This is a genomic window from Sphaerospermopsis sp. LEGE 08334 (genome assembly GCF_015207205.1).
In the GTDB taxonomy this organism is placed as follows: domain Bacteria; phylum Cyanobacteriota; class Cyanobacteriia; order Cyanobacteriales; family Nostocaceae; genus Sphaerospermopsis.
The window spans coordinates 36,393-58,372 of the sequence record NZ_JADEXH010000003.1 but is presented as its reverse complement, the minus strand read 5'-3'; the positions used below and the strand labels follow the sequence as shown (position 1 = coordinate 58,372).

The 21,980-nt window shown below is 36.8% G+C and carries 16 protein-coding genes; 5 read left to right on the top strand and 11 right to left on the bottom strand.

Annotated elements, in window-relative coordinates; all coding sequences use genetic code 11:
• Positions 1 to 73 precede the first annotated feature (73 nt).
• Both IQ237_RS02630 and IQ237_RS02625 read right to left on the bottom strand, forming a co-directional pair.
• Entirely contained in the window at positions 74 to 1,219 is a 1,146-nt protein-coding gene (locus IQ237_RS02630; RefSeq protein WP_194052004.1) for a SpoIID/LytB domain-containing protein, read from the bottom strand.
• A gap of 191 nt (positions 1,220 to 1,410) precedes the next feature.
• On the bottom strand, positions 1,411 to 3,630 hold the full coding sequence (locus IQ237_RS02625; RefSeq protein WP_194052002.1) for a polysaccharide biosynthesis tyrosine autokinase: 2,220 nt from the start codon (positions 3,628 to 3,630) through the stop codon (positions 1,411 to 1,413).
• Positions 3,631 to 4,553: 923 nt separating this feature from the next.
• On the opposite strand from IQ237_RS02625, the gene IQ237_RS02620 reads away from it, so the two are divergent.
• The 4 genes from IQ237_RS02620 (at position 4,554) to IQ237_RS02605 (ending at position 9,383) form a co-directional block, all read left to right on the top strand.
• Positions 4,554 to 6,299 (top strand): 4Fe-4S binding protein, encoded by a 1,746-nt coding sequence (locus tag IQ237_RS02620; protein WP_194052000.1) that lies wholly within the window; start codon positions 4,554 to 4,556, stop codon positions 6,297 to 6,299.
• 133 nt (positions 6,300 to 6,432) lie between these two features.
• On the top strand, positions 6,433 to 7,137 hold the full coding sequence (locus IQ237_RS02615; RefSeq protein WP_194051998.1) for an SDR family oxidoreductase: 705 nt from the start codon (positions 6,433 to 6,435) through the stop codon (positions 7,135 to 7,137).
• Positions 7,138 to 7,464: 327 nt separating this feature from the next.
• Entirely contained in the window at positions 7,465 to 8,526 is a 1,062-nt protein-coding gene (gene hppD / locus IQ237_RS02610) for a 4-hydroxyphenylpyruvate dioxygenase (protein WP_194051996.1), read from the top strand.
• 161 nt (positions 8,527 to 8,687) lie between these two features.
• Entirely contained in the window at positions 8,688 to 9,383 is a 696-nt protein-coding gene (locus IQ237_RS02605) for an HAD family hydrolase (RefSeq protein ID WP_194051994.1), read from the top strand.
• A gap of 86 nt (positions 9,384 to 9,469) precedes the next feature.
• Here IQ237_RS02605 and IQ237_RS02600 read toward each other — a convergent pair whose 3' ends face one another.
• From IQ237_RS02600 to IQ237_RS02590, 3 genes are all read right to left on the bottom strand, one after another.
• On the bottom strand, positions 9,470 to 9,922 hold the full coding sequence (locus tag IQ237_RS02600; protein ID WP_194051992.1) for a DUF29 domain-containing protein: 453 nt from the start codon (positions 9,920 to 9,922) through the stop codon (positions 9,470 to 9,472).
• Between the two features lie 183 nt (positions 9,923 to 10,105).
• Positions 10,106 to 10,447 carry a hypothetical protein gene (locus tag IQ237_RS02595; RefSeq protein ID WP_194051990.1) on the bottom strand — a complete coding sequence of 114 codons (342 nt, stop codon included), beginning with the start codon at positions 10,445 to 10,447 and terminating at the stop codon, positions 10,106 to 10,108.
• Between the two features lie 613 nt (positions 10,448 to 11,060).
• A complete protein-coding gene (locus tag IQ237_RS02590; RefSeq protein ID WP_194051988.1) occupies positions 11,061 to 11,462 on the bottom strand; it encodes a fasciclin domain-containing protein in 402 nt (133 codons plus the stop codon).
• A 121-nt stretch (positions 11,463 to 11,583) separates the two neighbouring features.
• Here IQ237_RS02590 and IQ237_RS02585 point away from each other — a divergent pair, with 121 nt between their 5' ends.
• Positions 11,584 to 12,522, top strand: a complete 939-nt coding sequence (locus tag IQ237_RS02585) for a putative 2-dehydropantoate 2-reductase (protein ID WP_194051986.1) — start codon at positions 11,584 to 11,586, stop codon at positions 12,520 to 12,522.
• 82 nt (positions 12,523 to 12,604) lie between these two features.
• Here the strand turns inward: IQ237_RS02585 and IQ237_RS02580 are convergent, their stop codons facing one another.
• The 6 genes from IQ237_RS02580 to nagA form a co-directional block, all read right to left on the bottom strand.
• Positions 12,605 to 13,519: an ABC transporter substrate-binding protein gene (locus IQ237_RS02580; protein ID WP_194051984.1), complete on the bottom strand. Its 915-nt coding sequence runs from the start codon at positions 13,517 to 13,519 to the stop codon at positions 12,605 to 12,607.
• Between the two features lie 142 nt (positions 13,520 to 13,661).
• Positions 13,662 to 15,998 (bottom strand): TonB-dependent hemoglobin/transferrin/lactoferrin family receptor, encoded by a 2,337-nt coding sequence (locus IQ237_RS02575; RefSeq protein WP_194051982.1) that lies wholly within the window; start codon positions 15,996 to 15,998, stop codon positions 13,662 to 13,664.
• Positions 15,999 to 16,071: 73 nt separating this feature from the next.
• Entirely contained in the window at positions 16,072 to 16,851 is a 780-nt protein-coding gene (locus IQ237_RS02570; RefSeq protein WP_194051979.1) for an ABC transporter ATP-binding protein, read from the bottom strand.
• Between the two features lie 69 nt (positions 16,852 to 16,920).
• Complete coding sequence (locus IQ237_RS02565; protein ID WP_375539895.1) at positions 16,921 to 17,889, bottom strand: FecCD family ABC transporter permease; 969 nt, start codon at positions 17,887 to 17,889, stop codon at positions 16,921 to 16,923.
• A 956-nt stretch (positions 17,890 to 18,845) separates the two neighbouring features.
• Positions 18,846 to 20,387 (bottom strand): NAD(P)/FAD-dependent oxidoreductase, encoded by a 1,542-nt coding sequence (locus IQ237_RS02560; protein ID WP_194051977.1) that lies wholly within the window; start codon positions 20,385 to 20,387, stop codon positions 18,846 to 18,848.
• A gap of 335 nt (positions 20,388 to 20,722) precedes the next feature.
• Positions 20,723 to 21,892 (bottom strand): N-acetylglucosamine-6-phosphate deacetylase, encoded by a 1,170-nt coding sequence (gene nagA, locus IQ237_RS02555; protein WP_194051975.1) that lies wholly within the window; start codon positions 21,890 to 21,892, stop codon positions 20,723 to 20,725.
• Between the last annotated feature and the right edge of the window lie 88 nt (positions 21,893 to 21,980).

Genomic DNA, 21,980 nt, shown 5'->3' with positions numbered 1-21,980 from the left:
TGACTCCTTGAACTCCTGACTCCTTGAACTCCTGAACTCCTGAACTCCTGAACTCCTGACTCCTGACTCCTGACTACTTAGCTTGAATAGGAGTTAAGGCGACACCTTTGTAATAATGTCCTAAAATTTGCAGGTGGTTTGCTCCTTGTTTAGCTAGGTTGTATGCTCCCCATTGACTCATACCTAAACCATGTCCAAAACCTAATCCTTGGAGGGTAAAGTTACCATTTGCGTCTTTGTTGAGAGTGAAACGGGTACTTCTCAGTTTTAGTGCAGTGCGGACTGCTTCACCTTTGAGGACTTTTGTACCTTGATCTCCCACAATTCTTAAAGTTTTAACACTGCGGAACGGGGAGAGAGATTCAATGATCATATCTCTGACGTTACCGACTCCAGAAATGCGGGAGCTAATTTCTCCTGGGGTGAAGGTTCTGCTCCAGTTGCATTCTTTGATGTTTTGATCGAAGTCTTGAACAGCGCGTAAATAAGGAAGAGGGTTTCCCCAAACGTCTTCTACGTTTTCGGTGTGTCCACCAGAACAGGCATGAAATACTGAGAGAATTATTCGGTTGTCGTAGGTGAGGACTTGACCGGCTGTGCTATCTACTGCGGCGTAGGTGTTGCGAGATTCGCTGCTGACACCTTTGTAAATTTGCCAGCGATCAGGGGTATCTCCTAAGTCAAAAATGGGGTTGTTGCGTTGTTGTTCTCGTTTGTAGAGGGCATAGGTGCGGGCGGCGATCGCTTGGGCTTTTAAAGCTTCTTGCGGCCAGCTAGAGTTCATTTCTCCACCGATAACGCTGTAAAGATATTCTTCTAAGTCTACCCAGTTGACAGCGGTTAAGCCGTTTTCGGTAGGGATAACCAAAGTTCTACCGCGAAACCAGCGATCGCCTATATAAACAAATCCTTTAGCTGTAGGTTCAATCCAAAATAAACCAGATTGCCATTTATCTAACGCTACTCCTCCGGGAACTGCTTGCGCTGCATAAGCACTCATTCCTGGTAGTTGTCCCAGGGTACGGCCAGAACTATCTTTAACTATTGCTGTCGTGGAAGCACCAACTTTAACTTGATTGACTCCCTTTTCAATTGCTACGCGCAGGATCACAGATGCTTGAGCAGGAGCAACTAAAATAAACCATAACAGGATACCTATCCACCAATGTTTTCCTTGAATTTGGGAAAATAAAGCGCCTAAATAAAGTTGGATTTTCATGCTGACCGTTGAATCACAAGCCTTTACCAGTTTAAAAGATATTTTTCCTTGTGAGAAAGTTGCGACTTCAACTTTAGGAGATCAAGGAGTCAGGAGATCAAGGAGTCAGAAGTCAGAAATCATAGAAAGTTCTTCTTCACTGTCACCTGTCACCTGTCACCTGTCACCTGTCACCTGTCACCTGTCACCTGTCACCTGTCACCTGAATTATTGACTTCATTGGCAACAATACCAATTAAATTTAACTGACTCAAAATTTCTGTTGTTTGCATTAGTTGATGTGGTGTTAATTGCCCGATGCGTCCGACGATGACAATACCATTAGAAACAGAGGCAATAATTCTAGCATCAACACTATCTAAAATAGAAGAAGTATCTATTAAAACTAGATCATAGATTTTTTCAAAAGATTCGATTAATTCTTTGAGTCTTCCTGAACTGAGGAGATTGGTGACATCATCTGGTTTTGGTCCAGCAGTCAAAACATCAATTGATGGGTGAATAGGTTGGATATAATTTTGAAATTGTGTCTTGATGTCATCCAGCAATAATAAAGATAAACCCCAATCATTAGAGATTCCCAAAATTTTGTGTAAGCTGGGCGATCGCAAATTAGCATCAATGACTAATACCCGTTGGTGCATATTCGCTGCACTCGCTCCCAACCCTAAAGTTAAGGTTGTTTTCCCTTCTCCCGGTAGTGCAGAAGTCAACATCAAAGATTTAAAAGGTAAGGAATTTTTAAAGATTTGCAGATTTTGGTAAATCATATCCAGGGTTTCATGACTGGATAATTTACTTTTGTTTTCTGGAATTATGTTTTCTGGAATTACCGATGCTGTTTTTTCTTGCTTCTGTCTCAATATTTCTTTCAATCTGCTTTTCCAACTAGGTTTACCCAATTTTGGCACAGAACCAAGTAATCTGATATTTGTTAGTTTTTGTAAATGTAAAGGTGAAAAAATTGCCTTGTTAAACATTTCCCAAATTAAGGCTACAATCACACCTAAAATTGGTCCAGTTACTATTCCACCAATAATCAATAACCATTTTTTTGTACCAATATAAATACCTACTGCTGGTTCTTCCAAAATTTCCCATTCAAATCCGCTTTGAGCAATTTTCAATCCTAATGATTGTTGGAATTGCACCAGTTGTTCAAGTGTTTGGCGTTGGATTTTTACATCTGATAGCAAACGATTATATTCTGATATGAGGCTGGGGTATGTATTTAACTGTGTGCGAATTTCTTGTTCAGATTTAACTAAGTTATTTTCCTTATTCATGAGTAAATTGCGTTGTTTACTCAACCCGGCTAACTCCTCAGATAATTTGTTATCAACAGTTAATAAATTCTCTGTATTTTTATCAGTATTAGTAGCTTGATTTTGCAATTGTTCTTGTAATAATGCCATCTGAAGTTGGCGTTTTTCCTTCAGTCTGATCACCACTGGAGAATTATCGGTGTAGCGCAAACGCTCCTGAGCTAAATTAGTTTCTGTTTTTCTAAGTTCATTGACTAAAGCTTCATAGTTACTGGAACGATTTAAACTAGCATTTAACTGTGCATTCTTTTGGGAAGATGCTAATTTTTGTTCTAGACTTTTGTAGCGATTTTCTACAGTTTCGAGTTGTAAACGGTTAGTTTGTCGTTGTTTCTGAATATCAGCCAGAGATTCTAACAATATTTTACTTTGTATTTGTGGATCAATTACATTATGTTTCCTGCGAAAAAATGCTAATCTTTTTTCAGCCGCTAATGTCTCGTTCTGTAACCTTGGTAATCGGTTGTTAACAAACGCTAAACCTTGATTAACACGCTGATTTTTTTGTTCAATATTATAGTCTTGATAAACTTTTTGCAGAGCTTGTAATACTCTTTGGGTTTTGACAGGATCGGGGTCTTTAAATGAGACGACAAATACTTGATTATTAACCTCATTAGATGATAATTTTTCTTCTGCGGGTTTGATTTGCAAATATCCAGTTTTGCCAGTATCACTGTTACCTTTGATATCTTCTAAGGTAATATTGGGATAATCAGCACGTAGTAAATCAACTGCTTTTTGTACTAGTTTAGAACTCAGCATTAATTTCATCTGCTGAGTATATTCTCTAGATGAATTATCAGAATTATTTAACTCACTGGTTACATCTATTTGGCTCTGTGTTTGGCTCTGAGTTGATCGTAATTCTTGATCCAAATCATCAGTTACCATGATTTGCATAGAACTCTGGTACATCGGTTTTGTAATGACAGCCAAAAGACTTGTAACTGATATTACTGCACAGGAAACCCCTAAAATTAAAAAGCGTCTGTAAAACAAAATTGTAGCTATTTGTCTAAGATCAAATACGCTTTGTTTAGAGGTAGTAATTACTTGTTTACGATTGAGATGACTTGTAGCCACTATAAAAGTCCTCTACTATAAAAACAATATATCTGGAAGATAATGATGAGGGCAAATTTGGAGATCAAACTTTGAGATATTTTTCCTTGGAGATGATTTATACTCAAAGTTGTTTCTTACATCAATAAGAGTTATTCTTTCCAGGTTGATGAAGTGGAGCATCCCAAATGTGTAAATTTATTTTGATCTAGGGAAATAAAATGCTCCAAGATTTGATATGATTGAACCGCAAAGGACGCAAAGGACACAAAGGTAAGAGATTGTGAGAGATTTTTTAGTGTTGTTGCGTTTATTTTGTCACAATTGGGATGCTCCCGATGAACTACTTGACAGAACATATCCTACATAGCTCTTAGATCATTAATTCATCCCGATATATGTCCAGTCAGCACTATGATAGTAAATTTATTCATAAGAATTTTAAATATTTAATGAAGGATAAATAGGAAATATATTAAGTATGAAAAATATTCAGGACAATAAGTGATCTAACTTTAAAAAAACATTAAATAAACCTCAGAGGATGTCTGAAAAGTGTTTAAGGTATAAATGAACCCCTCTCCAAACTTATCCCCTGCAAGCGGAGATGCTTTAAAACCCGCTTACCTTGTAAGGAAGGGGGTTAGGAGGTTAGGTTGTTGGAGATTACGGGTTTCATATAATACTTTTCAAACAATCTCTAACTAACCCCTCCCTGACTTTTCTGACTTTAGAGATCCGACTTTTCCCATTGACAGATGTAAGAATAGATAGCTATAATCAGGATATAAGCATTACGTCATACAACAAAACTCTAACCATAGCTGTAGCAATAATTATTATTACTATTAAAAAAATAGAAAATTAAAGATTTTTTCCCTGTTCCCCGTTCCCTGTTCTTTCTTACCCAATTAGTAATTTAGCATAACAAGTACCGAAGAATCATGTTTGATCGTATATCTGAAAGTCTAATACACAAAATACGCTGGGTATTAACTATCCTATGGCTAGGATTAATTGCATCTTTTTTATATGATCCTTTATCTTCAATATTGACTAAACCTGAAAATACTTGGAGTCCTTTCCGATTGTCCAATACTTGTATTCAAGTACAAGATAAATGCCTCTCAGAACAGCCTTATGCTTTGGGAACAACCTTATTTTGGGGAGCAATTATTCCCATTTCTATATTCATTTTACTAGTGTTTGGACATGAAATGTGGCGAAGAATTTGCCCCCTATCTTTTTTATCACAAATTCCCCGCTCTTTAGGTTGGCAGCGTCAAATCAAACGAGAAGATCCTCAAACTGGAAAAATACGTTATGAGTTAGTAAAAATTAAGCCTGATTCATGGTTAGGCAAAAATTATCCCTATGTACAATTTGCATGGCTGTTTGTAGGTTTATGTGGTCGTATTTTATTTTTTAATGCAGATCGTTTAGTGTTAACATTATGGCTATTATTTACCATTGTATTCGCTATTACTGTGGGTTATTTATATAGTGGCAAGTCTTGGTGTAACTACTTTTGTCCGATGGCTACAGTGCAAAAGATTTATGGTGAACCGGGTGGATTATTTAGCAGTCAGGCTCATACAAGTGAGCAATTAATTACTCAATCAATGTGCCGTACTACATTACCAGATGGTAAAGAAAAAAGTGCTTGTGTAGCTTGTCAAAATCCTTGTATTGATATTGATTCTGAAAGAACTTATTGGGCTGATTTAAAACGTCCAGAATCATCGTTTTTACGTTACGGCTATGTTGGTTTGGTTATTGGTTATTTTGTTTATTACTATCTGTATGCTGGTAATTGGGATTATTACTTTTCTGGTGTTTGGGCAAGAGAAACCGATCAACTTGCATCACTGTTTGCACCAGGATTTTATGTGTTAGGAAAAACAGTTAATATACCTAAAATAGTTGCAGTGCCGATGACTCTTGGAGGATTTACAGCTCTTGCCTATGTGTGCGGAAAAGTAATAGAAAAAAAAGCAAAAGCTTATAGTCTGCGTCATCATCTTCATCTTTCTATTGATACTATCAGACATCGAATTTTTACCATTTGCACCTTTGGCATTTTCAACTTCTTTTTTATTTTTGCTGGTCGTCCTCTGATTATATTATTAGTCATCTTGAGTACAATGTGGCTATACAAAACTTGGAAACGTAGCCCGGATATTTACTCAAGAGAAAGTGTTGCGAATCGTTTACGCAAGCAACTAGAAAAACTAGATATCAATTTGCCCAAATATTTAGATGGACGTTCTATCAAAGAATTAAACACTCAGGAAATATATGTATTAGCCAAGGTATTACCAAGTTTCACAAAAAACAAAATTTATCAAGCATACAAAGGTGTGGCACGGGAATTTTTAGTGGAAGGAAAGATGAAATACTCTGAAGGTTTAGAAGTATTAGAAAAAATGCGTCAAGAATTGGAAATTACAGAGGATGAGCATTGGCAAATTCTCAATAATTTGGGTGTTGAAAACGTAGAAATTATCAATTCTCCTATGGAAATAACAAATGTAGAAAATGATCAGCTATTGCCAAAACTGCAAGATTTGACTCAGGAATTGCAAAAACATTTCGAGAAAATTCTTGATGTACCAACCAAGTATACTGGTTTTGTACTAGTAAAAGATAGTGTGAAGAAATTAAAGAGATCCCAGGAAAAAGAAAAATGAGAAATATGAAATATAAAGTTTTTATTTAGATCCAGGACTTTTTAAAGAAGTCGGGTTCTATGCAATAACCCCGACTGACTCATGACTAGTGCTATAGTATATAAAGAAATGTAAAGAGATTATCAATACTGTCATGCAGGATAAAGTTATTGTCGTCGTTGGTGCTACTGGTGGTATTGGTTCAGCTTTAGTTCGTAAACTGGCACTCAATGGGGCTAAGTTGGTACTAGCTGCTAGAAATGGCTTGAATTTAACAACATTGGCTGGTGAGTTATCAGGGAAAGTGCTGACAGTGCCGACGGATATTACAAAACCAGAACAGGTGGAAGCGTTAATACAAACAACTTTGGCGCATTTTGGGCAAGTTGATGTTTTAGTAAATGCGGCTGGTATTGGTATTCTCAAAGGTTATAACAATATAGAACCAGGGGAATTAGATAAAATTCTGGATTTGAATTTAAAAGGTTGTTTTTATACTTCTCAAGCTGCTGCTAAGGAAATGCAAAAACGCAAATCTGGGCATATTTGTAATGTAGTGGGAATTTTAGGTAAACATTCAATGCCGATGGCTGCGGCCTATTCTGCTTCTAAGTTTGGGGTTGTGGGTTTTAGTAAGTGTATGGCGGATGAACTTAAACGTTTTGGTGTGAAGTTTACTTTGTTTTATTTTGGTGGTGTAGATTCTCCTTTTTGGGATCATGTAAACTTGAAGGTTGATAGAACAAAAATGCTTAGTTGTGAAACTGCGGCTAATGCTATTTTCTATGCTTTATCGGCTGAACCTCAAGCTGTGCCAATGGAAATTAATATTCAGCCTGATAGTCATTTATTTTTCTAGTGAAAAATCACTTAGTTTAAATATAGTTTAAATATTTGGTTTGGGCGGGCAGGGATGCCCACCCCACAAGATTTAAACTTATTTAGGTTATACAGTTTAAATGAGGAACAGCTTAGAGGATGTTTTAAAAGTCTCTCATGATGTATCAAACATTTTCAGATCCCCCTATATCCCCCTTAAAAAGGGGGACTTTGACTCTAGTTACCCCCTTATTAAGGGGGGTTAGGGGGGATCAGGGGGGTATCTAAAGTCACCATCTAAAACTTTTCAAACAACCTCTTAAATTCTGTCACTCCTTAACTCCTGTAAATCCTGATTTAGACAATTATGATCCAAATTGATCACGTTCACTTCTATGTAGAAGATGCCCACATTTGGCGGGATTGGTTTGTCAAATATCTGGGTTTTCAAAGAGTAGTTAATTCATTGTTTCCCAGTTATGAAAATCAGGGAAATTCGTTACACACTCACACTGAAGTTGTGAAAAATGGTGATGTCTATTTTTTACTTTCTTCACCTCTTTTACCATGTAGCCCTGTAGCGGAATATTTACGTTTTCATCCTCCTGGTGTGGTTGATGTGGCTTTTGTTGTGGACGATTTAAAGACGGTTACAGCAAAGGCTACTGTTAATGGTGCTACACTTTTACAACCTATTGAAAATTGTGAATTTTACAAATATGCAAAAATTTCTGGTTGGGGTAAATTGAGTCATTCACTAATAGAAAGAAATATTGAAAAAACAATTATTGAACAGGATGGTTTTATAGGTATAGATCATGTGGTTTTAAATGTGGAAGTTGGGGATTTACCAACTGCTGTTAAATGGTATCAAAATATTCTTGATTTTCAACCCCAACAAAGTTTTAATATTCAAACTGATTTTTCTGGTTTGCATAGTCAGGTGATGATTTCTGCTAATGGTAAGGTACAATTACCAATTAATGAACCTGCTTCTGCTAATTCCCAAATCCAGGAATTTTTAGAATTTAATCGTGGTTCTGGTGTGCAACATATCGCTTTACATACTCGAAATTTAATTGATGCGATCGCTCGTTTTCGTGCTGCTGGTTTATCTTTTCTCTCTGTTCCCAAAAGCTATTATTTACAGTTACAACAACGTTTAAATTTGCCTTTATCACCTGAAGAATTACAAGCGATCGCCCAACAAGAAATTTTGGTAGACTCTCAAAAAGATGCACCTTTAGAAGCTTTATTATTGCAGATTTTCACCCAACCAATTTTTACAGAACCGACTTTTTTCTTGGAATTTATTGAACGTCGTTCTCACGCTTCTGGTTTTGGTGAAGGTAACTTTCACGCTTTATTTACTGCTATGGAAAGTGAACAAATTAAACGGGGGTTTGTCAGTCGAAGAGGTGACAGGTGACAGGTGACAGGTGACAGTAAGAAGGCAAAAGGCAAGAGAAAGAAGAATTGAACAATAAAGAACTAATTTTTCTTCCCCTGTTTCCCTTTCCTCCCCATCTCTTTCTGTTCCCTGTTCCCTCTTTCCTGAGATAATGATAAAAAAATTAACATGAATAACTGATGCTGAGACTAATTACAGATTTTGATGGTCCAATTATGGACGTTTCCGAAAGGTACTATCAAGTTTATCAACTTTGTCTGGAAAAAACTAAATATCCTGATCAAGAGGTAAGGGAACTTTCTAAAGCGGAATTTTGGCAACTCAAGCGATCGCACATTCCTGAAAAAGAAGTTGCTTTAAAATCGGGTTTAAATGCAGAACAAGGGGAAGAATTTGCGAAAATTCGTAAACAAACTGTACACACCCAACCCTATTTTCAATATGATGTTCTTGTTCCTGGTGCGTTAGATGCTTTAACCAAAGTGCAACAAGCAGGAGTTGATTTAGTTGTCATGACTATGCGTCGAGTGCGAGAATTAGATTATGCTTTTGATAAGTATGATTTGGGGCAATTCTTCCCAGAAAATAGACGTTATTGTTTAAGTAACGATTATGTAAAAACCCGTGATATTGAAGATAAACCACTGTTGATGGCCAAAGCTATTAAAGAACTTCCTCCCGTTGCTGAAACTTGGATGGTGGGAGACACAGAAGCGGATATCACAGCAGCTAAAAAACACGGTGTAAAGATGATAGGTGTCGAAAGTGGAATACGCGATCGCACTCAATTACAATCTTATCAACCTGATTTAATTGTTGCAAATTTACAAGCTGCTGTAGATTTTATTTTCTCAGAAATGAAGCTGGGAAATTAGTTTTTAATTAGTTTGTAATTCACAAAGCGATAGCTACCCAAAAGGTGGCGATCGCAATCAATTTAAGACTCAACTTAAAACTCAATTTAAGGTAGAAAATCTGCATCTAGAACTTCCAATAAAGAGAAAGGTGAATCTTCAGGAAATAATTCCGAAGGTAGTTGATATTTTCTCAAAGTATCATTTCTCGCATCTTGATAACATTCTAAAAATACATCATTTAATATAGATTTCAAACTAGGACTATCTGCCAAACTATAAGCTATTTGTCTTCTTTGTTCCACAACAGTATTCCGCCAACCTCTAGCATTATAATTTTTTTCTTTTGTCCAATATTGCAGTTTTAATAAATGTTCTATTAAGACTATTAAACGAGTTTTTAGTTCTTTTTTCTCTCTCCTTCCCATACTATCAATTTCTTCAATCAAATTCTCAATATCTAATTCTTCTAGCTTGCCTTCACTTAACAGTTTAACTGTAGTTTGTATCCACAAGTAAAAATCTTGTTCATATAATTTTTTCGTAGTATCAGTCAGCATATAAATTTCTCCTGACTCTATCTAATATTGATTACATTATACAATAAATCTATCAATAAAAACAAATCAATTGTTCAATAATTTATCGCTCTCCCACATCTTCCAAATCAGGAATAGGAAAGAGCGAAATTATCTAAGTCAGCAATTTATTCAAAAATCCCAGATCATGAATAAATCAATCAATTAAATTTTTATAGACTTCCATAAATAACCTAATTGTAGAGAATTGCTGCGCCAGATAATAGCAATTAAATTAGCCAACAAACAAGTAATTGCTAAACCTAATAAAATAAAAGTTGGTAACATCACAACACCAATCATAAACCAAGTATAAACGTGGAATATCATTACAAAAGCAAACATACTTGCAAAACCAGCAGATTGCCATATTTGCAATTTAGGACGGTTTAAGAATGTGAGGATAATTGTTAACAAAGTAGCCAGAATATTTGCAGGTACAAGAAATGCACATATACCAGCACAGTTGGCACGGGAAAATTCAGCTAAAGTGTTGAAATCGAGCATTAATTTGAACTTGTGATGATAGGGTTAGATGATGATGAAAAGTTTGATTACCAGTTAAATTACCAATTAAACATTTATTTATTAATTTATTGATTTATTAATTTATTGGTCTTAATCCAATACTGTTCGGTTAAGGTTTAAAAACTGTGAAGATCCCCCCAACCCCCCTTAAAAAGGGGGGCTTTAGCCCTCTTTTACCCCCTTTTTAAGGGGGTCGCCGTAGGCGGGGGGATCTTATCCGAAAAGTATTTGGTCTTCATCTACCATAGCGTAATAGTGAGTAATCACCGGAATTATTTTACATAAATTAAAGAATTAACCCAAAAAACAACTTAGCCATAGATAATTATAAATGGTGGACAATGCCCACCATTATTGATATAACGCAAGTAGTGAGTAATCAGTAATCAGCTTTTTAATGATTAATCAAGTATTCTGACTCCTGACTCCTGACTGGTAATTTTAGATTTTAGATTTTAGATTTTAGATTAAAAAATTTGATACAGGTCTGAGACCTTCAGAACAGAAAAATACTCGCTGCGCTGCGTACGCTTCGCTAACGTCAATCCAAAATCCAAAATCGTCAATCCAAAATCGAATGACTCCTGAAAATTTAACCCATCAAAATTACAGTATCTAAAACGTGAATGATACCATTATCAGCATCAATATCTGCTGCTAAAACCGTGGCATTTTTCACCTCAAAACCATCTTCACAATTAATTTTAATCAGTGAACCTTCCACAGAAGTCACAGTACCCAGTTTAGCTAAATCCGCTTTAGTCAACTTTCCCGGAACGACATGATAAGTTAAAATTCTGGTTAACTGGGGAATATTTTGTAATAAAGTGGTAATTGTACCCGGTGGTAACTTAGCAAAAGCATCATCATTAGGTGCAAACACAGTAAAAGGACCAGGACTTTTTAGAGTTTCCACCAAACTCGCAGCTTTTACCGCAGCTACCAAAGTTTGAAAACCATCATTACTAACTGCAATATCAACAATATCAGCCATTCATGTCACCTCATATCTGTTGAAGGTTATACAAAATAGTAAATCATGTTTAAGTTTTATTACGTTAAAATCCTGGTAAAATAACAACTTATGATTGTTGTAAGATTCCTTTATAGCTAAAATGGGTAATTTAAGTTACGCAATTCTAGGAACAGGTGCATTAGGCGGTTTTTACGGGGCTAAACTGCAAAAAGCTGGTAATGAAGTCCACTTTTTAGTTAATAGTGGTTATCAACAAGTTAAGCAAAATGGTTTATTGATCCAGTCTAAAGACGGTGACTTTCGTTTACCCCAAGTGCAAGTTTACGATCAAGTCAAAAAAATGCCTAGCTGCGATGTGGTAGTTGTGTCACTAAAAACCACCCAAAACCATATACTAACACAATTATTACCACCAGTAGTTAAAGATAATGGCATAGTTTTAGTATTACAAAATGGGTTAGGCATAGAAACAGAAATTGCCCAAATTGTCAGCAACGTTAATATTATGGGTGGTTTATGTTTTCTGTGTTCTAATAAAATTGCCCCAGGACACATACATCATTTAGACTATGGACAAATTACCTTGGGGGAATATGCTACTAATTATCATGCTGGAGGAATTACAGAGAGAATGAAAGCAATTTCTCAAGACTTTGAAAATGCAGGAATTGAAATAGAACTAACAGAAGATTTATTATTAGGACGTTGGAAAAAATTGATGTGGAATATTCCCTATAATGGGTTATCCGTCATTCTTGATGCTAAAACAGATGAATTAATGGCGGATATGTACACTCGGACATTAGTAGAACAATTGATGAAGGAAGTACAATTAGGGGCAAAAAGTACAGGGCGAATTATTCCTGATAGTTTCATTCAAACCATGTTGGATTATACCGTAAAAATGAAACCCTATCGCACCAGCATGAAAATTGATTTTGATGAAAATCGTCCTTTAGAAGTAGAAGCACTAATTGGCAACCCATTAAGAATAGCAGCAGAAAATAATGTAAATTTACCTCTGATTCGTTCCATATATCAACAATTGAAATTTTTGGATAAAAGAAATAGAAATTAGGGTTTGCAGCAGAAAGTCTTTTCCTGGGGCAGACAAGTGACTCCTGGACATCAAGGAAAAGACTTTCAAGAACATCGCCGATTTAGATGCTTTCGCTTTGACCTCCAGATAAAGCTTGCTGTAAATTTTTAACACTTTTTTCAATGGCATCTATACTACCAGCATTAATAAATCCGTAATAATCAAGTACATAAACGCGGTTGTTTTGAGTGGCTTTTAATTTTTGCCAAAAAGATTGTTTTTTCCATTCATCTAACACTGCTGTTGCTGATTGTTGTTGCGGCGAATTAATAAGAAATATAACTTCAGGATTCGCTTCTAAAACTTTCTCTGGTGAGAGGGTAATATAACCACGAAATTGACTTTGCCCTTGTAAGTCAGCAGTGATATTTTGCACTTTCAATTTCATCAATAAATCTCCTGCCCAACTATTTTGATTCGGTGATAAAATTGGTTGAGAACTGACTAATGCTAAAGCTGATACATTCTGTTGGGGTATTTCACTAATGAAACCTTGATAGCGGTTGATTAAAGGCTGAGGATCGGCGTTAATATGTTTTGCTAAATCTTGTGTCAGCTTTTCTAATGATTGCCAACTATTAAGCCTATAAGTATATACAGAAATTCCTAGTTCTTGTAATCTCTGCGCTTCTTTGGTAAAAAAGCCCTCTGGAATGATAGCTAAATCAGGTTTGAGAGAGAGAATTTTTTCTAAATTAGGTGGGGTTTGATTTTCGCTGACACGAGGAATATCTTTAAATCTGGAATCTTTTTGTAATAAACTACTTCCAGTCATGCCTACCAATTTAGTTTGATCTAATTGGTAGATAATATCAGCAGCAATAGAAGAAAGTGCTACTACTCTTTGAGCAGATGTTTCTGGTGATTTGACAGAATTATTTTGAGTTAAGGGTGTGACTTGTGCTTCAGGGGTAACTGTAGAATTACAAGCTACTAAAGCTAGAACTAATAAGCCAGATATCAAAATTTTAGACATATTAAAAAGCTTGAAAATTGCAGAAAAATTTAGAAGTGAGAATACATCCATCAGCATCAAGGAGTAGAAAATTCAGACACGATTTCAGAATTAAATTCTAAATTCTGACAACTGACGGATGTATTCTGTTTTGATTACAAGATTAAAAACGAACTGTGAGACTTGCAGCCAAATTAATACCAGGTTGGGTATATAAATCGAGGAAGCGATCGCTTGCATTCACACCCCTAACATCTGACCATTCAATATACCGTTCATTGAATAAGTTAAAAATCCCAACATTTAATGTTGTATTGCGATTAAAGTTGTAGTAACCGAGTAAATCTACAACGGTGTAAGCTTTAGGTTTAAAGAAATTAGCATCACTAACTCTGTCTTTATCTGCTACAAGAGTAGTTGCTAATTCTGCACCCCAAATGTTACCCGAAGAACGATAGCGTAGTCCGAAAACTGCTTTGAAAGGATCTATAGAATCCAAAGGTTGATTTGTTTCTTTGTTATCACCTACAGCATAAGCTAAACCACCAAATAAGCTCACACCGTCATCAGTATTACTAAAGTTGTATTCACCTTTCGCTTCAATCCCGTAAATTGTTGCACCTCTGATATTTTGACTTTGAAATTGTTGGAATGATCTACCACCTATAGGTAATACTCCTACTTGTACAGTGTCAATAAAATTGTTGTAGCGGTTGTAAAAGCTTGTGAGACTAAATTTGCCTTGTGGGAAATTACCCCGTATACCAACTTCGTAGCTATCACTGGTTTCGGGTTTTAAATTAGCGTTAGGTAATACTGTATAACCAAAAGCAAAATTAGTAAAAGCCAGTGTGGCATCATCGTAGGGAGGACTACGAAAACCACGGGCATATTGAGCATATAATGAAACTTCTGGTGTAACTTTGGCAACTATACCCAAGCGCGGCGAAATAGCCGAATCAGAAAAACCCTTGACTTCAGAATTTTGAGTGTTGACTCTATTAAAATCATCATCTCGATTAGGACTTAATTGATAATAGTCATAACGGATTCCCGGAATTAAAGTAATTCTACCATCGGCAAATTCCATTTCATTTTGGATATAAATGCCACCCCTTAATGTGTTAGTGTCGGGGAATGTTTTATTGGGGAATAGTTCACCTATGACATTTTTTGTAACTGCTCCAGTAGTTTGATTAAATTCTGTCGCATCACGGGGACGGGTAGTAGCAGTATTAAATAAATCAAAACCATAAGTCAGGCGATTATTCACACTACCTATGTTGAAATTACTTTCTAACTGAACATCTCCGCCAATAATTTGTTGAGAAAACTCATTTTTCTGTAATCGACGAATGTTTTGTCTGGCATTGTTAATAAAACTGGTTTCTACTTGCTCTGTAGTGTTGGCATCTTGATAATAAACTTGCCATTTTAAATTTTGGAAGAGGGAACTATTAGAATTAGCATAGTCATGGCTCAAACTAATTCTGCCTCTTCGCACATCATCTTCTGCAAATTGACTAAGTGTAGTTAATCGCGTAAAAGGGTTAAATCCCGCCGAACTCCTAACATCAGTGTCGGTTTTGCGATCAAGTAATTCGCTAGTCAGCCTAAAAGTATGATTATTATTAGGTCGAAAAACAACTTTACCAAAGAAGTTATTACTTCCTATTTCTTGGGGATTCGGTGCAAGTCCACCATAGTTTTGTTGCTCATTTTGATCACGGCGCGTATATTGAAATACACCTGATAATTTTTCATCTCCTCCTGCTAAAGTGAGCGTTCCAGATAATCCATAATCAGAGGTGTTATAGCCTACTTTCCCACTTACATAAAAGGGACGGTTAAAAACATTGAGATAATCTTCTGGATCTTTGGTAATGAAAGAGACAACGCCGCCAATGGCATCACTACCATAAAGAGTAGAAGCCGGACCACGAATAATTTCTACTCTGCTGAGAGATTCAAAATCTACTAAATCTCGGCTAGTGTTGAAAAAAATATCAGGTACACGAACACCATCTGTTTGGATTAATACACGATTGCCTTCAATCCCACGAATATTAATACTAGAGTTACCTGCACGGGTGGGACGATTGCGTACAGATACACCGGGTTCATAACGAACTAAATCTTTGATGTCGCGGATAAAAAGATTTTGAATATCTTGATCATCAATGACGGTAATTGTTGCAGGAGAATCTTGTAATGCTCTGGGTGTACGAGTACCTGTGACGCTAATTTCAATATCTGCATCTGCTTGGGAGCTAGTTGTTTCCTCTTCCTTTTGACAGCCTTCCGGTACGTCTCGATTATTAGATTGAGCTTGATTATCTGGGGGACATTCTTCCTCTGTTTCCTGTGGTTGTTCTTGGAGTAACTGAGCGTTACGATTGGGCAAATTAATATCACTTAACTGGACAATTTCTGCTGATGCAACTGAAAGATTACCAAAGGTAATGAATAGGATGTTGAAAAAAAGTAAATTGTTTTTCATGATTTTTTGGCACTGGAAAATAATGGTTAATTTGGCATAACCAATAAATAATTAATTCATGAATAGAAAACCTTTAACTCAAAGGAGCTAGAGGGCAGATTTGTAAACCTACTGGGGTTTCAAGAATGGAAACTCTGATATCTAAAACTTCTGCTAAGACATCGGGTGTGAGAACATCTTCTATCGCTCCTATGGTGAATAACTTACCTTGTCGTAGAAAGGCGATGCGCGAACTATAACGGGCAGCAAGATTAACATCATGTAAAACTGTTAGGATTGTTAAATTTTGCTGTTGATTTAGCTTTTTTAACAGTTCTAATAATTCCAGTTGATAGTGAATATCTAAATATGTGGTGGGTTCATCTAACAGTAAAATTTTAGGTTTTTGAGCTAAAGCTAAGGCTAAAAATGCTCTTTGTCTTTCTCCTCCTGAGAGTTGTTCTACTGGGCGATCGCTTAGTTTTTCTAGTTGTGTTAACTGCAAGGCAATTGCTACTTGCTGTTGATCCTCAGCGTTTAATTCCCATTGCCACCAAGGTTGATGTGGTGTTCTCCCTAAACTAACTAATTGTCGAACTGTTAAACCTTGGGGAATAATTTGTTGCTGTGGTAAAAATGCCAGTTTTCGCGCTACCTCCGCAGCTGGTTGGCTATGAATTGCTTTACCATCAAGGAGTACAGTTCCCTGTTGTGGGTGCAATAAGCGGCTAATTAGTTTCAAGAGAGTAGATTTTCCTGAACCATTAGCACCTACTAAACTCAGCCATTCTCCATTGGCAATAGTGAGATTAATTTCTGTGAGTATCTGCTGGTTGGTGTAACCACCACTAAGATGACGAGTTTGTATAGGCATACATAGGGTTTGCTGAAAAAGTCTTTCCGTTGAGGCAGGGAACAGGGAACAGGGAACAGGGAAAAATATTTAAAATCCTGTCTGACGACGATAAAGTAACCAAATAAATAAAGGTGAGCCAAATAAAGCGGTGACAGCACCAACAGGTAACTCCACTACACCTAAACGAGCCACCAAATCAGCAAACGTGAGAACTAAAGCACCGCCAACAGCACTTAACGGTATGACTGCTCGGTAATCAGTACCTGCAAGTAAGCGGATACCATGAGGAACAATTAAACCCACAAAACCGATCAATCCGCCGATACTAACGGCACTAGCTGCTAAAAGTGAAGCAATCCCACCAATAAAAATGCGCGATCGCAATATTGACACCCCCAAACTTACCGCTAGTTCATCTCCTAAATTCAACAGATTGACAGTACGAGCTAATAAACATCCCAACAACAGAGCTACCACAATGTAGACTCCAGAGGCCTTAACTTCCGTCCAACCACGTCCATTTAAACTGCCAATGAGCCAATTCAGTGCTGCTTGTACTTGCCCATCCTCAGCCATCAGCAATAACACGGACTGGATTGCACCAAATAGGGAACTGACTGCAACTCCACCTAAAATTAATCGTTCAATTGAAATAGCATTTCCTCTGCGAGCCAGCCAATACACAATAATTGATGTCAATAAGCCTCCAGACCAAGATGCTAAAGGTATCCACGTTTGCAATAATCCAAAGCTAAACATAGCTATGGTTACTAAACCAGCACCTGCGGAGATTCCTAACAAGAATGGATCAGCCAACCCATTCTTTAACATTCCCTGGAGTAGTGCGCCAGATGTTCCTAAAGCTGCACCCACAAGCACAGCCGCCAGGATTCTCGGTAGCCGCAAATCCCAAAGAATAGTTTGATAGAGGGGTTCTCCTTGATGCCAAATGGCTTGTAATAAATGCTGCGGTGTCATTGACACTGCCCCTAAACTCAGGGAAACCCCCATCATGAGCAGTAAAGTGGCACACAAAAGCAAAGCTACTAACAGCAAGCGATGTCTGCGACTATCTAAGCCTTCGTTGCCCAAAACTTTGCCTAGAAATGCTGGCTTTTGCAACTTCACTTTTTCAGTCTCAGTAGTTTTATGCAAATTATTAAAACAGTAATGAAATATTTTGTCAACTAGATTGCTAAAATTATTTAAAAATATTCTCATTAAAGGTCAACACTCCATTTTGATTCAATAATCAAATAGGGTTTGCTGAATAAACTGAAAACCACGATGAATAAAGAGTTTGAGGGTGATAACAAAGAAAATATGTGCAAGGTTTTGGAAACTATGAGTAGGAAAACCTTGCGCTTTGTTGGTTTTTACCTCGTTTCCAAATACAAAAAACTCCTTGATATCCTTAAACTCCTGACTCCTTGATAGCGAAGCCTCATTAATCTACAATTTGCTGTATATATATTGCTCAACAAGTATATACAGCAGATTTCGTTCTTATGAGGTACAAATCATAATCATGAAACTCTTGTGGGGTGGGCATCTTGCCCGCCCAAAGTGTACCTCATTACACCGGAAAATGCTGTATATCCCAGAATTGATGCAGAGACGTTGTAAGCAATTTATAAGAAAATAGGCTAAAAACCCTTGAGGTTAAGTTTTTCCGCCACTCTCCAAAACTTAACCGTTTTTGATAGGAGGGATGAAAGCCAATCAAGGCGTTTACGCCGAGCGTGACACCGAGAGCATTTGACCACTTCCGTCGTTTTTTTTACATTTTTGTACTTGCTTCGGTTTTTTCGTGCCGACTTACTTAATATCCCCGACTCCTGTGATCAATTCACAATTTATTGACATCAATATAAATAGGACTTACGCAAAAGGGAACGAAAGTAGGGGTAATTCATGAATTACCCCTACTTTCGTTCCCTTTTGCGTAAGTCCTGATAAATATAAAAGAAGTCGGGGATCTGATCGCCTTAGCTAAATTATTAGATAATAACTTATTCCAAATAATCACCACCAGAACCAAATTTCCAAGCATCTAAGCAACGATGATAATAATATTGTTGTTCGATGGGCAGATTCTTAACTAACGGTTCTAACATAGAACTCACAGAAAACAAAAGAGTAAATATCAATAAATTCACATAATTTAATATCCAATCAATTAAACTTAATAAACCCACTTGAGGAATAATCTTAGCAACCAAGACAGGATGAGAGAAACCTGTTTTTAACAAAGTTTTGGTTAAAGCAGAAAACTGTACCACATCTTGTAAAAAAGGCTTTAAAACCGGATTTCCTAACTTTTGCATTTCTGCAAACACAGATGATAGAAGTTGATTAATTTGATCTGGGGAAATTTGTTGATTTACTCCCACACTCATAGCTTTTTGAAATAACCAAGTTACACTTAAACTCGGTTGATATGGTTGCAAAAGTTTTAAGGATGAAGATGATAATTGATCGGTTTGCAATGCTTCCTCAATGCCAAAAGTTAACCGTTGTAAATGGCGAATCATTGCACCAAAACCGCCAAAACTCAAAGGTGATTGATTTCCGCTACTATCACCCACAGGTAAAATACGATCCCAAAGAGTTTGTAAAGGACTTTCGCGGTAACTAGGAAAGAAACCAAACAACGCTCTTTTAAAATTTAATTGATTAATTTCCACACCTTGATACTCTGGTAACAGGTGCAAATATTCCTCAAATAAATCTTCTAAACTCAAGCGTTGGGGTGCTGCATCCATATAGGTAAATAAATATGTTGTTCTTCCATCCTTTGCGGGAAAAGCTTCCCAAAAATATTGACATTGATTTTGTAAAGGGGTGAAAGATAACAACAAATCCCCTGAGTCGTTTTTCGGAAAACCTTCCGCACAACTTCCGACAACTAAACAAAGTGCATCTGGTTTTTTTCCTTGACGTGCTTGTTTACTAATAGGTGAAAGATGTCCCATTGCATCAAGTAATAATCTGGCTTTAAATTGGTTATTGACTATTACCCCATCGGGATGAACTACCACTTCATTAAAAGGAGTATTTTCAAATAAAATTCCTCCTACCGCTAGAAAACGATTTTTTAAAGTTGCGAGAAGATAAACCGGATCTACACCAATATTTAAAACATCTTCTACCCAAACTTCTGTACCACCTGCAAAACTCACTCGTGCGGGATTATATTCTGTGACAATAGTTGTTTCTAACTCTGTTTCTGTTAATAAGTCTAATTCTCTAAATATTGACAACTCTTTACGGGAAATATTCCATTCTTGTTCTCTTCCTTGTAAAATTCCTCTTTCTAATAATGCTACCCGCACACCGCGCACTGCTAAAGCGCAACCTATTAAAATTCCTAAAGTTCCACCGCAAATAATTACATCCCAGTCTACAGAATTTAAAGGTGTGGAGTTTTGTTTAACTACTTCTGTGAATGTTTGGTTATCGCTTCGCAAAGATGTTAAAATTTGGTCGGTGCGCCGTAAACCATTTAAGACATTTCCGGGAAGTTGAGAAAGAATTTCTTCTGTTAAAGTCATGATGATTAATTTTGTTTGAATTAGGATTTTCAGGATTTCAGGATTTTCAGAATGTTATTGAAAATAATATTATATATCTATTTTTTGGATAAATGAACCCCAGAGGACACAGAGAAAAACAGAAAATTTCTTCTTTGCGTCTTGGCGTCTTGGCGTGAGATAAAATCTTTATTTGTCTGAATCAGGATGTCCAGGATTTCAGGATTTACAGGATGTTATTGAAAGTTTTATTGTCAGCATTCAGCTTTTTCCAATGTACCCCCAAATTCACTATTTAATAATCTACTAATTTATCAAATATTCCAACCTATTACTTACTGACTCCTGAATTCTTACTAATTATTTATTCTTTTCCAAGTCAGTTCTTTTGTCTTTTCTTCCCAATGCCAGCGTATTAAATTAGCCGGTTGCTTGGGCGTAAGTGTGGGTAAATTGATCGCTTTTCTGGGTGCATCTGTGGCTAAGAAAATGGCTGTTTCTACATCACAAATTTCCCATTTGACTAAGTTCTGCACTCCCGTTAATAGAGGAAAAGTTGTACCTGATAATGTCCCATCTGCTAATCTGGCTGTGCCGTTTTTAACGGTAATTTTGCGATCATCCCAAGGATACACACCATCTGGTAATCCTAACGGTGCTAAGGCATCACTGACAAGAAATAATCCTTTACTTGCACGTAGCAAAATTTCTAACATGATGGGGACTACGTGCTGTCCATCAGCGATAAAACTACTCATCACGTCGGGATTGTTCATTGCTGCACCTAATAATCCCGGTTCGCGGTGATGTAATGGTGGCATGGCATTAAACGCATGAGTTACCATTGTTGCACCGGCTTTAAATGCTTGTTGTGCTTGTGCTGCTGTAGCTTGGGAATGTCCTAAACTAACGGTGATACCCAAGGAGTGCAAATAGGGGATTACTTCCCCTGTAGGATCTAATTCTGGCGCTAAGGTGATAACTTTGACAATTGAGGCATAATCACCTAATACCCGTTTGACTTCATTCATTGTCAGGGGTAATAAATATTCTGCTGGATGTGCGCCTCGTTTACCGTAGTTTAAAAATGGTCCTTCGAGATGAACTCCCAGAATTTTTGCACCGGATTTTTGGCTATAGTTGGCAATGAGGGTGAGCGATCGCTGTATATTTTCTACAGAAGTTGTTACCAGTGTTGGTAAATATCCATCTACTCCTGCATCCCACAAATATTGTGATATTTCTTCTAACCGATGGATGTTTTTTCGCGTTAACTCAGGAAACGCTAAACCCAAACCCCCATTAATTTGAATATCAACTCCACCTAATGATATCCAATCTCCGGCAACATCCACAATCTGTAAATTTTCCGGTGTCTCTCGTTGACACACTTTGCCCATTGGTAAAATCTCTTCAATTTTACCCTCTTTATTCACCCAAATCATCTGTAAACCTTGATAACCGGGTACTTTTGCATTGATAATATCAACGTTGGAAAGAATCGGGTTGAGTGTCGCGGTAGTCATTACCCTGCCAAGATAAACCTAAACTTGATTGTAGATGGAAATATCCACAATTCACCCAAAATCCAAAATCTAAAATCCAAAATCCAAA

Coding starts and splice junctions, on each gene's coding strand:
- IQ237_RS02630 (WP_194052004.1), bottom strand. CDS start 1,219: ATGAAAATCCAACTTTATTTAGGCGCTTTATTTTCCCAAATTCAAGGA.
- IQ237_RS02620 (WP_194052000.1), top strand. CDS start 4,554: ATGTTTGATCGTATATCTGAAAGTCTAATACACAAAATACGCTGGGTA.
- IQ237_RS02615 (WP_194051998.1), top strand. CDS start 6,433: ATGCAGGATAAAGTTATTGTCGTCGTTGGTGCTACTGGTGGTATTGGT.
- hppD (WP_194051996.1), top strand. CDS start 7,465: ATGATCCAAATTGATCACGTTCACTTCTATGTAGAAGATGCCCACATT.
- IQ237_RS02605 (WP_194051994.1), top strand. CDS start 8,688: ATGCTGAGACTAATTACAGATTTTGATGGTCCAATTATGGACGTTTCC.
- IQ237_RS02600 (WP_194051992.1), bottom strand. CDS start 9,922: ATGCTGACTGATACTACGAAAAAATTATATGAACAAGATTTTTACTTG.
- IQ237_RS02595 (WP_194051990.1), bottom strand. CDS start 10,447: ATGCTCGATTTCAACACTTTAGCTGAATTTTCCCGTGCCAACTGTGCT.
- IQ237_RS02590 (WP_194051988.1), bottom strand. CDS start 11,462: ATGGCTGATATTGTTGATATTGCAGTTAGTAATGATGGTTTTCAAACT.
- IQ237_RS02585 (WP_194051986.1), top strand. CDS start 11,584: ATGGGTAATTTAAGTTACGCAATTCTAGGAACAGGTGCATTAGGCGGT.
- IQ237_RS02580 (WP_194051984.1), bottom strand. CDS start 13,519: ATGTCTAAAATTTTGATATCTGGCTTATTAGTTCTAGCTTTAGTAGCT.
- IQ237_RS02575 (WP_194051982.1), bottom strand. CDS start 15,998: ATGAAAAACAATTTACTTTTTTTCAACATCCTATTCATTACCTTTGGT.
- IQ237_RS02570 (WP_194051979.1), bottom strand. CDS start 16,851: ATGCCTATACAAACTCGTCATCTTAGTGGTGGTTACACCAACCAGCAG.
- IQ237_RS02560 (WP_194051977.1), bottom strand. CDS start 20,387: ATGACTTTAACAGAAGAAATTCTTTCTCAACTTCCCGGAAATGTCTTA.
- nagA (WP_194051975.1), bottom strand. CDS start 21,892: ATGACTACCGCGACACTCAACCCGATTCTTTCCAACGTTGATATTATC.